Source organism: Methylorubrum aminovorans, from assembly GCF_022179725.1.
Classification (GTDB): Bacteria; Pseudomonadota; Alphaproteobacteria; order Rhizobiales; family Beijerinckiaceae; genus Methylobacterium; species Methylobacterium aminovorans.
This window is the reverse complement of record NZ_BPRC01000009.1, coordinates 209919-224166: the sequence shown is the minus strand read 5'-3', so window position 1 is coordinate 224166 and position 14248 is coordinate 209919. Positions and strand designations below refer to the sequence as shown.

At 68.0% G+C, this 14248-nt stretch carries 12 protein-coding genes and 3 tRNA genes; 7 read left to right on the top strand and 8 right to left on the bottom strand.

Translation table 11 applies throughout. The annotated features are described in order from the left end of the window. Positions 1–125: 125 nt before the first annotated feature. Positions 126–202, top strand: a tRNA-Met gene (locus MFF24_RS14765). Between the two features lie 677 nt (positions 203–879). On the opposite strand, the gene MFF24_RS14760 is transcribed toward MFF24_RS14765, so the two are convergent. After that, a tRNA-Glu gene (locus MFF24_RS14760) sits at positions 880–952 on the bottom strand. A gap of 43 nt (positions 953–995) precedes the next feature. Continuing rightward, positions 996–1070: transfer RNA gene (locus MFF24_RS14755), tRNA-Glu, on the bottom strand. A gap of 277 nt (positions 1071–1347) precedes the next feature. On the opposite strand from MFF24_RS14755, the gene MFF24_RS14750 reads away from it, so the two are divergent. Together MFF24_RS14750 and MFF24_RS14745 are read left to right on the top strand one after the other, a co-directional pair. Further along, positions 1348–2340, top strand: a complete 993-nt coding sequence (locus MFF24_RS14750) for an RluA family pseudouridine synthase (protein ID WP_238225173.1) — start codon at positions 1348–1350, stop codon at positions 2338–2340. A gap of 455 nt (positions 2341–2795) precedes the next feature. Next, the gene (locus MFF24_RS14745) at positions 2796–3242 is read left to right on the top strand and encodes a GNAT family N-acetyltransferase (RefSeq protein WP_238225171.1); all 447 of its coding nucleotides are present in this window, start codon (positions 2796–2798) and stop codon (positions 3240–3242) included. A gap of 30 nt (positions 3243–3272) precedes the next feature. On the opposite strand, the gene MFF24_RS14740 is transcribed toward MFF24_RS14745, so the two are convergent. Continuing rightward, complete coding sequence (locus MFF24_RS14740) at positions 3273–3485, bottom strand: hypothetical protein (protein WP_133089999.1); 213 nt, start codon at positions 3483–3485, stop codon at positions 3273–3275. Positions 3486–3867: 382 nt separating this feature from the next. Here MFF24_RS14740 and MFF24_RS14735 point away from each other — a divergent pair, with 382 nt between their 5' ends. Next, a complete protein-coding gene (locus MFF24_RS14735; protein ID WP_238225169.1) occupies positions 3868–5877 on the top strand; it encodes a putative bifunctional diguanylate cyclase/phosphodiesterase in 2010 nt (669 codons plus the stop codon). 260 nt (positions 5878–6137) lie between these two features. Beyond that, the gene (gene rpoH, locus MFF24_RS14730) at positions 6138–7031 is read left to right on the top strand and encodes an RNA polymerase sigma factor RpoH (RefSeq protein ID WP_108938955.1); all 894 of its coding nucleotides are present in this window, start codon (positions 6138–6140) and stop codon (positions 7029–7031) included. Between the two features lie 141 nt (positions 7032–7172). On the opposite strand, the gene MFF24_RS14725 is transcribed toward rpoH, so the two are convergent. The 5 genes from MFF24_RS14725 to purB all read right to left on the bottom strand — a co-directional run bounded on the left by MFF24_RS14725 (position 7173) and on the right by purB (position 12824). Further along, positions 7173–8651: a histidine kinase gene (locus tag MFF24_RS14725; RefSeq protein WP_238225168.1), complete on the bottom strand. Its 1479-nt coding sequence runs from the start codon at positions 8649–8651 to the stop codon at positions 7173–7175. Positions 8652–8691: 40 nt separating this feature from the next. Continuing rightward, positions 8692–9984, bottom strand: a complete 1293-nt coding sequence (locus MFF24_RS14720) for an adenylosuccinate synthase (protein ID WP_133089996.1) — start codon at positions 9982–9984, stop codon at positions 8692–8694. A 219-nt stretch (positions 9985–10203) separates the two neighbouring features. Beyond that, a complete protein-coding gene (locus MFF24_RS14715; RefSeq protein WP_238225166.1) occupies positions 10204–10518 on the bottom strand; it encodes a hypothetical protein in 315 nt (104 codons plus the stop codon). Between the two features lie 74 nt (positions 10519–10592). Then, entirely contained in the window at positions 10593–11450 is an 858-nt protein-coding gene (locus MFF24_RS14710) for a D-amino-acid transaminase (protein WP_238225165.1), read from the bottom strand. Between the two features lie 66 nt (positions 11451–11516). Continuing rightward, positions 11517–12824 carry an adenylosuccinate lyase gene (gene purB / locus MFF24_RS14705; protein ID WP_238225164.1) on the bottom strand — a complete coding sequence of 436 codons (1308 nt, stop codon included), beginning with the start codon at positions 12822–12824 and terminating at the stop codon, positions 11517–11519. 162 nt (positions 12825–12986) lie between these two features. Here purB and moaB point away from each other — a divergent pair, with 162 nt between their 5' ends. Together moaB and MFF24_RS14695 are read left to right on the top strand one after the other, a co-directional pair. Then, complete coding sequence (moaB, locus tag MFF24_RS14700; protein ID WP_108938949.1) at positions 12987–13544, top strand: molybdenum cofactor biosynthesis protein B; 558 nt, start codon at positions 12987–12989, stop codon at positions 13542–13544. Positions 13545–13810: 266 nt separating this feature from the next. Then, on the top strand, positions 13811–14173 hold the full coding sequence (locus tag MFF24_RS14695; protein WP_238225163.1) for a TonB family protein: 363 nt from the start codon (positions 13811–13813) through the stop codon (positions 14171–14173). Positions 14174–14248 lie beyond the last annotated feature (75 nt).

Below are 14248 nucleotides of genomic sequence, written 5' to 3'. Positions count from 1 at the left end.
GAACTCGGCCGTCAAACGCACCAGCGCCCATGGTACTGTGTCTCAAGACACGGGAGAGTCGGTCGCCGCCAGGCCTGCCCAGCACAAGCAACTCATACATTCCCTCCTCACGCACAGCGCTTCGGCGCGGGGTGGAGCAGCCCGGTAGCTCGTCAGGCTCATAACCTGAAGGTCGCTGGTTCAAATCCAGCCCCCGCAACCAACACAACACACGACAACAGACACACAGCCCGCTGGCCAAAGCCACGCGGGCTGATTGCCGTTCAGAGCCCTCGCACCACGGCGGCTGGCATCCCGGACCCGCACGCTGGAGACCCGGAAAGGGCAGGGGGCTCATGACCCGGCGCCAAAGTGCGTCGGATCGAACCGCGCCGATCCTTCACCGGACCAAGCCTTTTGCCGTTCCGCGCTTCCTCCGGCGCCTACTCTCCATGGAGAGGGGAGGGGGCTTGTGTCGAGCGCCTAATCCGATTGTTCGGATTCGAACAGCCGTACGGCGGGTCAGCACGCCACGACAGACCGTGACATCATCGTCCGATCGCGCAGTACGGGTGGATTCTGAGTTCCGCTGCGCGGCCATGAGATGGCGGGGAGAGCGGACGGAAGGACACAGGCGGAAACGGTTTAAAAAGTGCGGGGAGAGGAGGCGTCGCACGGTCTTGATGCCGTCGAGGTCGCCGCGCCTACGAAATGGACGGCTGCAGGGATTGTCGACATCGCCGGGCTCTGTTCTGATCGCCCGCTACTCCAATGATACTGTGTTGTGTGCCGATAGAGATCTGTTTCGCGCCAATACTGGGTGCGCAACACTCGATGACAAGCCTGAAACTATCGGCTTTAGCGAAGCACAAAATCAAACCTGGGAGGAATTTAGCCAGCTGCGCTCTCGAGGGGGATCGACCCCCGTCCTCAGCGTGAAAGGCTGATGTCTTGACCGATGGACGAAGAGCGCAAGAAGCAGCGCCGCAGTACATTCAAGGGAGAAGGATTTGGTTTGGCGCGCCTACGGGGAATCGAACCCCGGTCTGATCCGTGAGAGGGACCTGTCCTAACCGCTAGACGATAGGCGCTTTATTAACCAATACTCTCTTACTGCATCCGCACCGTGGAACAGTCAACCATTGTGAGCCGTCTGAGGTAACCGTGCGGCCTAGTATGACTACCAAGCCTAACCCCATGCGCCTACACACTCGGTAGGAAGGTAGGGGTATGAAGAAAACCTAGACCGCTCGACGATGAGAGCTTCCGGGCCGACGGGGGTTCGTATAGCGAGGCATCTCCGACCCCGCAAGCGCTTTCCGGGGCGAAACGACGAGATTCCCGACGGTGTCCTCCACGGTACTTTCCATGACTCCCGAGGCGGACGAGGCACGCAGTTTGGTCCTTGATGAGGGAGCGGCTCCCGAGCGGCTCGACCGCGTCCTCGCTCGCACCTTCGACGATCTGTCACGCGCCCGGCTTCAGGTGCTGGTCCGCGATGGCCTTGTGCAGTGTGACGGAACGGTGGTGCGTGACCCCGCGCGCAAGGTCGCGGGCGGGAGCCGGATCGATGTCTGCGTTCCGGTGCCGCGTGCCGCCGAGCCCCAGGGCGAGGCGCTGCCGCTGACGGTCGTCCATGAGGACGAGGATCTCATCGTCATCGACAAGCCGGCGGGACTCGTCGTGCATCCCGCGGCGGGGCACGAGGATGGCACTCTCGTGAACCGGCTGATCGCCCATTGCGGCGTAAGCCTGTCCGGGATCGGTGGCGTGCGCCGGCCGGGCATCGTCCACCGTCTCGACAAGGATACAAGCGGCCTGCTCGTCGTGGCCAAGAACGATCTCGCCCACCAGGGCCTCTCCGCCCAGTTCGCCGATCACGGCCGAAGCGGAGCCCTCGAGCGGGCCTATCTCGCTCTGGTTTGGGGGGTGCCCGAGCCGAGGACGGGGACGATCCGCGCGAATCTCGCCCGCTCGCGCCACAACCGTGAAAAGATCGCCGTGGTCCGCGAAGGCGAGGGGCGGGAGGCGATCACGCATTACCGGGTCGAAGCCCTGCCCGGTGCCGACAGTGTCACAGCGCTGCTGCGCTGCCGCCTGGAGACCGGCCGCACGCATCAGATCCGGGTGCATCTGAGCCATCGCGGGCACCCGCTCCTGGGCGACCCCGTCTATGGCGGCGCCTTCAAGACCAAGGCGGCCCGCCTCACGGATCCCGCCCGCGCTGCCCTGCAGGATCTTGGGCGGCAGGCTTTGCACGCGGTCGAGCTGGGCTTCCTTCATCCGCGCTCCGGCGAGCGCCTGCGTTTCGAGAGCCCCATTCCAGAGGATTTTTCGAGGTTGCTCGAAGCCCTTGGCTGAGACGGTCTCCGTTCGATCAACGCGGAAAGCTGTCCCAGCGCGCCCGTGAGCAGCCCTCATCGCACCAGCGCGAGGATGACGCCGACGTCCGACGCCGCCATCCCGAGGGATCGGCCAGATTTGGTCAGATGATCCGCGCGCTGCCAACGTTCATGGCTATGGACTCTACGGGAGAGAGCTCGTTTCCAATCCGCGGGCGGAGGGCGTGCGTTTGAGAGAGGCGTCGCCTCGCCCTGAGGCCGCGACCATGGTTCACCCGTCCGGTGGGTCTTGGGAGAGCCTCTGATACAGTCTCCGCTCGATCGGAGCGGCGATCGTATCATCAAACCCGCGCGGCGCTTGAGCGACGGCGAAATCTATCATCCCGAAGGGATCAACCGGATTTGGTATGAGGCCCTCGCTCTCGCGTTGCTGGGTGGGGTGGTCTGGCGAGACGGCCCCGAGGGGAGGTGCTTTTGGGAAGCCGCTACGGTTTGGAGATCCGCTCGGCGCTGCCCGCCGACGCTCCGGGGCTTGCGGAGATGTTGAGCGCCTCGGGCCATCCGGTGCCCTCGCATGTGCTGGCCGAGCAGCTCGACACGCTCCGCTACGGCCACGGCACGGCGATGCTCGCCCTCGAATGGGGACCCCCGAGCGGGATCGTGGTGCTGCACTGGTACCCGGTGCTCGAACAGCGCGCGCCGATGGCGCAGATCACCATGCTGCTGGTCGCTCCCGATGGTCGCCGCCGCGGAATTGGCCGACAACTGCTGAAAGCCGCCGCGCAGGCCGCCCGGATGGCCGGATGCGACGCGCTCCAGCTTCTGGCGGCCGAGGGGAGCGGCCTGCCGGAATTCTGCGCAGCGACCGGCTTCACCCCAAGCGCCGGCTGCTTCGTGAGGCCCCTACGCAAGAAGGGGTGACACGCTCCCGCACGTTCGGACAGCGGAGGATCAGAAGTGTAGGAAGGGCAGATCGAGCGGTTGGCGGCCGTCGGGCCGGCGGCGCGATCTAAGGTGGGGCGTCCGTCGCGCCAAACTGGCCTCGACACCCTCGGAGACACGCCCGACGAGAAGCGTGAGACGGTCGAGCGCCGCGATCAAACCCCCGACGCCGGCGCGCAGGCCGCCGCCGCAAGCCTGACCGATCGAATGGAGAACCTGCATGACGACCTTTCGAATGCCGTGGCGCCGGCCTGTCGGCGCGGTCGAAACGGGCAAGTAGAACGCGAGGGCGTCGTGGAAGCGCGACCGAAGGCAGCATCGCTGGGCGGAACTTCCTGGCTGCCGGCTCTCATTGAGCGGAAGCGCCGCGGCGGGACCAGGGAGGGCGCGGACGAGCATGGCTGTCCCCACGTCATCGTTCCGGCTCATCATCCATTGCCGAAAGATCATATTAAGTGGGGCTAAGTTTAGGTCGCACGTGAGCCCGCGATTTCATCGTCTCGACGCGCAACGCGGGGCTGAGGTGGGCTTCAACCATCTGTTACGTCTTTGCCCGTAGAAGCAGTACGCTTCATCTTCGAAGCGTATGACAGGCTCGTTCTCCATGCGCTCACGTCCGAGCACCGGGCCGCATCTCGACAGGCAGATCCGCCGCGATCAGCTCGACGCGGTCCGTGCCAGCGTGCAGCAGGCGCTGCCTATCAACATGCTGCTCGGCTTGGCGAGCTTCCTGGTGGCCCTGCATTCGGGGTATGGCGTGGCGGGTGGAGTGTGGTTCTCCGCCTCCATGGCCGTGAACCTGCTGCGCTTGGGGTTGTGCCGCGCACCCTGCGCGGGGTTGGCAATTGCCGCGGACGAGAGCCCGACCGCGGAAGGGGCGGCCGCCCGCTCGGTCGACCGTCACCTGCTGCTGGCCTGTCTCGCCGCCCTGTGCTCCGGTTCCGTCTGGGCCTTTCTGCCGATCCTCTCCGAAGGCTACACGACGGCGCAGACACTCTTCTATCTGACCATCACCTGCGGGATCACCGCCGGGGCGGTGACGCACGGCATCGCCTACGCTCGCATCCCGATCTGCTTCATCACGCCGCCGCTTCTATCGGTTGCGCTCTGCCTGCTCGCTGTCGGTGGCTTCGACCGGAACTGTCTCGCCGCCACCGTCCTGCTGTACCTGGCCGCGCTGATCCGCAGCACGATCGCGACCGAGCGGAGCTTCCGCGAGACCAGCCGCCTGAAGAATGAGGCGACCGCGCTCGCCGAGGCGCGCAAGGCCGCCCATGCCAGCGCGAGCGCCCTGGCGGAGGAGATGCGCGAACGGGCAACCCATGACGGCCTGACCGGACTCCTGAACCGCGCGGGTTTCATTCAGCGGGCGGAGGAGCGGCTGACCGCCGGGGAGGCGCTGTGCCTGATGCTGCTCGATCTCGACGGCTTCAAATCGGTCAACGACGTCTACGGTCACAGCACCGGGGACCGCGTGCTCGCCGAGGTCGCGCGCCGCATCCGGGCCGCCCTGCCGGCGGATTGCGACGCCGCGCGCCTCGGCGGAGATGAGTTCGCTCTCGTCTACGACAGCGCGCGGGTGGTCGAGAGTCCGGCGGCTCTGGCGGAGCGCCTCATCCAAATCGTGGCCGAGCCGTTCGAGAGCTTCGACACGGGGCGGCTCGGCATGAGCATCGGCATCTGCCCGCGGCCGGCCGACAGCCTGACTCATCTTCTGAGCTGCGCCGACGAAGCGCTCTACGCCGCCAAGCATTCCGGCCGAAACCATTTCCGCCTGTTCGATGAGGGCCTGCGCGCCCGCTTGGAGGTGCGGCGCGACTGCGAGCGCGACCTCTCGCAAGCTCTGGCCGAGGGGACGCTTGAGGTGTGGTTCCAGCCGATCTTCGGCCGGGACGGCCGCACCGTGACCAACCTGGAAGCGCTGGTGCGCTGGCACCATCCGGTGCATGGCTGGGTGCCGCCCGCCGACCTGATCGCCGCTGCTGCCATAGCGGGGCTGACCGAGTCGCTGCTGCGCTTCATCCTGGAACAGGTCTGCGGGAAGCTGTGCGCGCTGCGGGACCGGGGGCGTCATGACCTCTCTGTGGCGATGAACGTCTCGCCGCGAGAAATGGCGCAGATCGCCGTCGACGAAATCGTGCTCGGCCGGCTCCGGTTGCTCGGCCTGCCGGCGACCGCCCTGGAAATCGAGATCACCGAGGAGACGGCGCTCGACATCGAGGCGGTGCAGGGCAAGCTGATGGCGCTGTCACGGGCCGGCATCCGGATGGCGCTCGACGATTTCGGGACCGGCTACTCCTCGCTCGCCTCGGTGCGGCAACTCCGGGCCAATCGGGTCAAGATCGATCGCAGCCTAGTCACGGGTCTGACCGAGGCCGAGGACAAGCGCGGCCTCGTCCAGGCGGTGCTCGGTCTCGGCCGGGCGCTGGGCCTGGAGGTCGTGGCCGAGGGGGTCGAGACGGCGGACGATCTCGCTACGCTTCAGGCCATGGGCTGCCCGTTCATGCAGGGCTACCATCTCGCCCGCCCGCAGTCGGCGAGCGATGTCCTGCGCCTCCTCGACGCGCACCCCTTCGCCGGCGTTGAGGCCCGTGTTCAGCGCCTCGGTGCGTGACGCTGCCCGCGGCCGATCGGGTTCCGGCGAAAGGTCGAGAGGGGGCTAAGAAAGGTGCGTTTCGGCACTGCGACCCCTGCGCGCCCGTGACACGTTAAACCCGGACTCCGGTTCGCGCGTTGGGACCCTTGCGTGAACAGCGTTGGTCGCTACCGGGCATTTCGGATTTCCATTAAAGATGGGAAGCGGCGTGGCCGGCTCAAGAGAGCGGCCATTCGCTTGGGGCCCGCCCGACAGGGGGGCTGTTGAAGGAGGTGCACATGGCCGGCGCTCTGCCCGTGCTCGCCAATGAGGGAGGCCTTTCGCGCTACCTCGATGAGATCCGCAAGTTCCCGATGCTGGAGCCGGCGGAAGAGTTTACCCTTGCCAAGAGCTGGCGCGACGAGGGCGACCGCGAAGCCGCCCACCGCCTCGTGACCTCGCATCTGCGCTTGGTCGCCAAGATCGCCATGGGCTATCGCGGCTACGGCCTGCCGATCAGCGAAGTCGTCTCGGAAGGCAATGTCGGCCTGATGCAGGCCGTGAAGCGCTTCGATCCGGACAAGGGCTTCCGGCTGGCCACCTACGCGATGTGGTGGATCAAGGCGGCGATCCAGGAATACATCCTGCGCTCGTGGTCGCTGGTGAAGATGGGCACCACCGCCAACCAGAAGAAGCTGTTCTTCAACCTGCGCAAGGCCAAGGGCCGCATCTCGGCCCTCGACGAGGGCGACCTGCGCCCCGACCAAGTGCAGCAGATCGCCACCTCGCTCGGCGTGCCCGAGCAGGACGTGATCGACATGAACCGCCGCCTCTCCGGCGACACCTCGCTCAACGCGCCCCTGCGGGAGGAAGGCGAGGGCGAGTGGCAGGACTGGCTCGTGGATAACAGCCCGAGCCAGGAGACCGTGCTCGCTCGCGAGGAGGAGGGGCGCAACCGTCTCTCGGCCCTGCGCGACGCGCTCGGCGTGCTGAACCCGCGCGAGCGGCGCATCTTCGAGGCGCGGCGGCTGGCCGACGACCCGATCACGCTGGAGGATCTCTCGGGCGAGTTCGGCGTCTCGCGCGAGCGCGTCCGTCAGATCGAGGTGCGCGCTTTCGAGAAGGTACAGGAGGCGGTCAAGCGCAACCTCGCGACCCGCGAGCTGCCTCGGACCGAGGCGCGGATCACGTAGCCGACGCGGACATTGTCGACACATGCGACCTGATGACATGAAAAACCCGGCCCCATGAGGGCCGGGTTTTTTCATGGGGCTCACGGGGAGCGATGGCATCACAGTGTGCGAGCGACCGTCAGCCGCTCCAAGCGGACTGCATCAGTCTCGCCACTGACTGAAGGCGTTCTGCAGCGCCTGATTGCCGGCATTGCCCTTCTCGAAGGTGATCACAGCCCGCTGGCCGCTCGTGTAGGTCAGAGCCAGATCGAGCCAGTTCTTGTGCAGCAACAGCTCGGTGTTGCGGTCCACGTCACTCTTCAGCGAGGACAGGCCGATCAGGAACAGGTTCTCGCGAACCCGCACCGGAAGCCCCGAGACGGGCGAGCCACGCGCCGCCTCCTCGTCCTTGAGTTGGAGCAGGCCGATATTCTGCACCGCGCGCTTGGCGCCGGCCTCACCGGTATTGGTGAAGGCGAGTTCGATCGTGTGAGACGCAGGAAGCGTCGCATCAAGATTCTTGCGCATGGTCATCGCCAGCGTCAGCCCCGCATCCGGGAACTCTACATTGGCGCGGAGCACCGTCTGCAGCGGTTCGCCCTGCGCGCCGTTCACGGCCTCCACCCGCCAGACCGTGTGGCCGTTGGTGGCGATCGGCTGGGCGCGGGGGTCGCTCTGGTTCTCCTCGTAGAGGATACCCCGCTGCGAGACCGTGACCTCCGGCTGCGCCGGTGCGGCGCCCGGAGCGGCCGGCCTCGGGCGTGCCTCGGTTTCGCTGCGTTCGCCTCCGACCCGATCCGAGAACTTCGCGTCCGGCTGCTCGGCCGGCGCTTCCTGTTCGGCCGCGCTCTGCTGAAGGTCGGACGGCTTGTCGCGCAGGAAGAAGGCGGCCACCGCGATCAGCGCGATCACCGTCGCGAGCACGCCGCCGACGAACAGATTGCGCAGCAGGCGCGAACGGCTCTCGGGCGGCGCCACCACATCGATGCGCGGCCGCTGGCGGCCGTTCATCTCCGGGGTGGCGTCGGAGGAGGCGGAGTCGGCCCCCGTTCCGGCCTCGGCTTCGATCCCGGCTTCGACAGGAGGCGACGGCGGAATGAAGCCGTCTGCGGTCTCCGCTGCGGCCGTCTCCTGCGCGGATCGGGCGGTCTCGTCCGGCCGCAGCCGGCGGGGCGGCGGCATGAACGGCACCGTCTCGCCGACCGGCTTGGTCTCCCCGGGGCCGAGGTTCGATCCGATCCCGGCTGGCACCGAGGCGGGCGGCAGGACCAGCGGCTCCTCCGGATTCTGCGGCGGTTCGGGCTCCGGCAGCGTCGGTGGCAGCGGGCCGGGCGAGAGCGGCTCCGGCCGGACCGGTTCGGAGACCGGGGGAGGGGGCGGCGCCGGCGCCGGTTCGGGCGCCTTCGCCGGCTCCTCGGCCACAACCGGGGGCGCCCCGTACTCGGCCTCGAGCCGCCCGATCGCGGTGTCCAGCGCCCGGCGTTCGAGGTCGATATCGCCCTCCGGCACCGGCGGGTCGAGCGAGCGGAGCTGTGCGATCAGGGCGCTGCGCGCGCGATCGTAGACGGCGCGGCGCAGGGCCGGGGATCGATCGGGCAAGGCGTCGAGCGCGCGTGCCAGCAACGGATAATAGTCGGCCATCGTGCCCGGATCTGCCTGTCTCTCCCCGCTGTCCCGGGACTTAATCCTCGAAGGGGTTGTGCATCAGGATGGTGTCGTCGCGCTCCGGCGAGGTGGAGAGCAGGGCCACCGGCGCGCCGATCAGCTCCTCGATCCGGCGCACGTACTTGATCGCCTGCGCGGGAAGGTCGGCCCAGGAGCGGGCGCCCGCGGTGGTGCCGCTCCAGCCGGGGATCGTCTCGTAGACCGGCACGGCGCGCTGCTGCGCCGCCTGGCTCGCGGGGAGATGATCGAAGCGCTGCCCGTCGACGTCGTAGGCGGTGCAGACCCGGATCTCGTCGAAGCCGTCGAGCACGTCGAGCTTGGTCAGCGCGATGCCGTCGATGCCTGAGGTCTGCACGGTCTGGCGCACGAGGCAGGCGTCGAACCAGCCGCAGCGGCGCTTGCGCCCCGTCACGGTGCCGAATTCGTGGCCGCGCTCGCCGATGCGCTGGCCGATTTCATCGTGGAGTTCCGTCGGGAACGGACCCTCGCCGACGCGGGTGGTGTAGGCCTTGGCGATGCCGAGCACGTAGCCGATCGCCCGCGGACCGAGGCCCGATCCCGTTGCCGCCTGCCCCGCCACGGTGTTGGAGGAGGTCACGAACGGGTAGGTGCCGTGATCGACGTCGAGCAGCGCGCCCTGCGCGCCCTCGAACAGGATGCGCTTGCCGCCCCGGCGCGCCTCGTCGAGCAGGCGCCAGACCGTGTCCTGATAGGGCAGCACCCGCTCGGCGATGCCCGTCAACTCGTCGAGGATCGCCTGCTCGGAGATCTCTTCGAGACTGAAGCCGCGGCGGAGCGCGTTGTGGTGGGCGAGCAGCCGCTCGATCTTCGGCGGCAGGGTCTCCGGCTCGGCCAGATCCATCAGCCGGATGGCGCGACGGCCGACCTTGTCCTCGTAGGCCGGGCCGATGCCGCGCTTGGTCGTGCCGATCTTGGTGCCCGGCGCGCCGTCCTCGCGCAGGGCGTCGAGTTCGCGGTGGAGCGATAGGATCAGGGTGGCGTTGTCGGCCACGCGGAGGTTTTCGCGGGTGACGGTGACGCCCTGGCCGGCGAGGCGGTCGATCTCGGAGGCGAGCGCGTAGGGGTCGAGCACCACGCCGTTGCCGATCACGCCGAGCGTGTTCGGCCGGACCACACCGGAGGGGAGAAGGGAGAGCTTGTAGACGGCCTCACCGACCACCAGCGTGTGGCCGGCATTGTGGCCGCCCTGGAAGCGGACGACGATGTCGGCCTGCTCGGAGAGCCAGTCGACGATCTTGCCCTTGCCCTCGTCGCCCCACTGGGCGCCTACGACGACGACGTTCGCCATGCGCGTCTGACCTGTCTCGCAATCGCTGGCGCGGGCGCCAACCGGTTGCGCCACGCGCGAAAACCCCGGCTGTCGAGCCGGGGATCGAGCATACGGGGGCGTCTTCGGCGATCTCGGCAGGCAGGTCAAGCGATGGGCGGACCTGCGCTGGGGAGCGCCCCGCATGGCTGATGCGCTGTCGCCGTTTACTCGGCCTCGACGGCTACTTGGCCTCGGCCGTTACTTGGCGTTGCCCGGCGGCTTGATCACGGGGGTCGAGTTCGGGGTCGGCTCTGGCGCGATCGTCTTGATCTCGGGATCGACGCCCGCGGGTGGCTTGATCACGCCGTCCGACTTCTCGAGCTTCTCGCTCAGCGAGGCGCCGGAATTGCCGCTCTCCGGCCGGACTTTTTCCGGCACCTGTTCCTGGGGCGGGGGAAGCTTCGGGTCGCTGTCCTGGCCGCGCTGCGGCACCGACGGATCCTGGGCCAGGACCGCCGTGCTCATCAGGCCGAGCAGCGCGGCGCCGAGTAAGGAAGTTCTCTTGAAGGTCATCGCGTCCTCAATGGTCCTTTGGGAACCAACGGATGCGTGCGCCCTCGCGTTCCTGTTAGGCCCTTCCTGGCAGGCTAGGCCTTCGCGCCCTCGGCGAAGGCGAAGTACAATTCGCGCAGGCGCCGCGCCACCGGACCCGGCCGCCCGTCGCCGAGGGTTTTGCCGTCGATCTCGACCACCGGCATCACGAAGGCCGAGGCCGAGGTGTAGAACGCTTCCGCCGCCTCGGGCAGCTCGCGGGCGTTGATGAGACGCTCCTCGAAGGCGAGCCCGGTCTCTTCGGCCAGCGCCAGCACCGCCTTGCGGGTGATGCCGGGCAGGACCGCGTGGGAGAGCGGGCGCGTCACCAGCGCGCCGCCCTTGGTGACGATGAAGACGGTGGAGGAGGAGCCCTCCGTCACCACGCCGTCCTCGACCATGAAGGCTTCGGCCACGCCCGCTTCCGCCGCCTGCTGCTTGGCGAGAACCTGGGCCAAAAGCGCCACCGACTTGATGTCCCGCCGCTTCCAGCGCAGGTCCGGCACGGTGATCGCCTTCGCGCCCGTCTCGGCCATCGGGTTGTTCACGATGGATTTCTCCTGCGTGAACATCACCACGGTCGGGGCCACGTCGCCCTTCGGATAGGAGAAGTCGCGCTCGGCCACACCCCGCGTCACCTGGATGTAGACGAGGCCTTCCCGCACGCCGTTCCGCTCGACGAGCTGCGTCTCCAGCCGCTCCCACGCTTCGGCGGAGTGCGGGTTGCGGATGCCGATCTCGGAGAGCGAGCGGTCGAGCCGGGCGAGATGCCCGGCATTGTCTACGAGGCGGCCGTGCAGCACGGCGGCCACCTCGTAGATCCCGTCGGCGAACAGGAAGCCGCGGTCCATCACCGGCACGCGGGCCTCGTCCAGGGGGAGGAACTGGCCGTTGAGGTAGGCGGTGCGGCTCATGGTCGTCTCTTCGAGCAGTCTCGTTCGTCGGTGGTTCGGCGCGAAGCAGGTTCCGTGCAGGACGGATCAGGCTTGGCCGAACACCCGCGAAAAAATCGTGTCGACGTGCTTGAGGTGGTAGCCGAGATCGAAGCATTCCTCGATCTGCTCCGGCTTCAGCACGGCGGTCACCTCCGGGTCAGCCTTGAGAAGGGACAGGAAGTCGCCCTCACCGCGCCAGACCGGCATCGCGTTGCGCTGGACCAGCCGGTAGGAATCCTCGCGCGAGAGACCGCCCTGCGTCAGCGCCAGCAGCACACGCTGCGAGTGGACGAGGCCGCCGAGCCGGTCGAGGTTTTTCTGCATCTGCTCGGGGTAGATCAGCAGCTTGTCGATCACGCCGGTGAGGCGGGCGAGCGCGAAATCGAGGGTGACGGTCGCGTCCGGGCCGATCATCCGCTCGACAGACGAGTGCGAGATGTCCCGCTCGTGCCAGAGCGCGACGTTCTCCAGCGCCGGAGTGACGTAGCCGCGCACCATGCGGGCCAGTCCGGTGATGTTCTCTGTCAGCACCGGATTGCGCTTGTGCGGCATGGCCGAGGAGCCCTTCTGCCCCTCGGAGAAGAACTCTTCCGCCTCCAGCACCTCGGTGCGCTGCAGGTGGCGCACTTCCGTCGCCAGCCGCTCCATCGAGCTGGCGATCACGCCCAGCACGGCGAAGAACATCGCGTGGCGGTCGCGCGGGATCACCTGGGTCGAGACCGGCTCCGGCTGGAGGCCCATCTGCTCGGCGACGTATTCCTCCACCCGCGGATCGATGTTGGCGAAGGTGCCGACGGCGCCCGAGATCGCGCAGGTCGCGACCTCTTTTCGTGCGGCGATGAGCCGGTCCTTCGCTCGGGCGAACTCGGCATACGCCTGGGCGAGCTTGAGGCCGAAGGTGACGGGCTCGGCGTGGATGCCGTGCGAGCGGCCGATGGTGGGGGTGAGCTTGTGCTCGAAGGCGCGCCGCTTCAGCGCGGCGAGCAGCGCGTCGAGATCCTTGATCAGGATGTCGGCGGCGCGAGTGAGCTGCACGTTGAGGCAGGTATCGAGCACGTCGGACGAGGTCATGCCCTGGTGGACAAAGCGCGCCTCCGGCCCGACGATCTCGGCCAGATGCGTGAGGAAGGCGATGACGTCGTGCTTCGTCACCGCCTCGATCGCGTCGATGCGGGCGACGTCGAAGGTCGCGTCGCGGCCCTTCTCCCAAACCTTCTCGGCGGCCTCCTTCGGCACGACGCCGATATGGCTAAGAGCGGTGGTGGCGTGGGCCTCGATCTCGAACCAGATCCGGAACCGGCTCTCCGGCGACCAGATCGCGGTCATCTCGGGACGGGAGTAGCGGGGGATCATGTTTTTCCGTGCCTCGGACGTGTCGCGGTTTCGCGAAATCGCTCCGCGCGTAGCACGGCGCGGCCCGGAGCCTCAACGCGCCGCCTGGCCGGGATGTGCATGGCTCCCCCGCGACGTCACGGAGCGGTTGACCGAGCCGGCCCGCGGAGCAACATCGGCAGCATGAACAGCGAGCCGACGTCCCGCGCCTTCATCCCTCTCTCGATCGCCGTGCTGACGGTGTCCGACACCCGCGTGCTCGCCGACGATAAATCCGGCGACACCCTGGCTGCGCGGCTGACGGGGGCCGGGCACCGGCTGGCCGAGCGGGACATCGTGCCCGACGAGGCCGTGTCCATCCGGGAACGGGTCGAGGGCTGGATCCGTGACCCCAGCATCGACGTGATCATCACCACCGGCGGCACCGGCTTCACCGGGCGGGACGTGACGCCCGAGGCCATCGAGCCCTTGTTCGAGAAGCGCATGGACGGCTTCTCGGCGGTGTTCCACCGGATCTCCTACGACAAGATCGGCACCTCGACCCTGCAGTCGCGGGCGACCGCCGGCGTGGCGGGGGCGACCTACATCTTCGTGCTGCCGGGCTCGCCCGGCGCCTGCAAGGACGCCTGGGACGGCATTCTGGCTCAGCAACTCGACTACCGCCACCGCCCCTGCAACTTCGTCGAGATCATGCCGCGCCTCGACGAACACCTGCGCCGGGGCGCCGCCGCGACGATGTGAGCGTCCAAGGGGGCGCGTCGCTGGCGGATATGGAGCAATCTGGCGCCGCAGCGCCCACCGCGGATGCGTCGTGCCTCAACCAAGTCGACCCCGCAGCGCGGGGGCGGTCCGAGTGTCGTGATCCGAATTGCGCGGCGGCACTGTCATTTGGCGGCACCTCAGGTCGCGGATGGCGTTACGCTTCAGGACGGCCGGGCTGCGAGCCGGCGCCGTTTCCCCAAAGACGGCGCCAGCAGGCGCCATTCTTGTCCGCGGAGTCCCCGTCCTTGCGTCCGTCCCCGGTACGGCCCTTCCTCCTCGCCGCGCTGATGCTGTGCGCGCTACTCGCGCCGCTCTCGGCCGCGCCGCGGGTCGATGCGCGGGCGAAGACCTGGGTGGCCGGAATCGTCAGTCGAATCGGGATGGCTGACCGCGCCGCCGCGCCGGGACGCGGTGGGCAGGTGACGATCCGGGTGCGGATCGAGGCCGACGGCGCGCTCGGTGGGATCGTGCTGGAGGAGGGACCGGCGGCGCTGGGCGAACGCGCGGCCCGCGCCGTGCAGGCGGCTGCACCCTTCCCGCCGCCGCCGGCCGGGCTGCTCACGCTTGAAGGTTTTACGGAGCTGAGCTTCCCCCTGACGCTACGGTGATCCAGCGACGCGGACGGATGTCATCGAATCGTCGCGGATGGATCGGAAAGGCAGGCGTTCCGTTCGCGAGAAGAG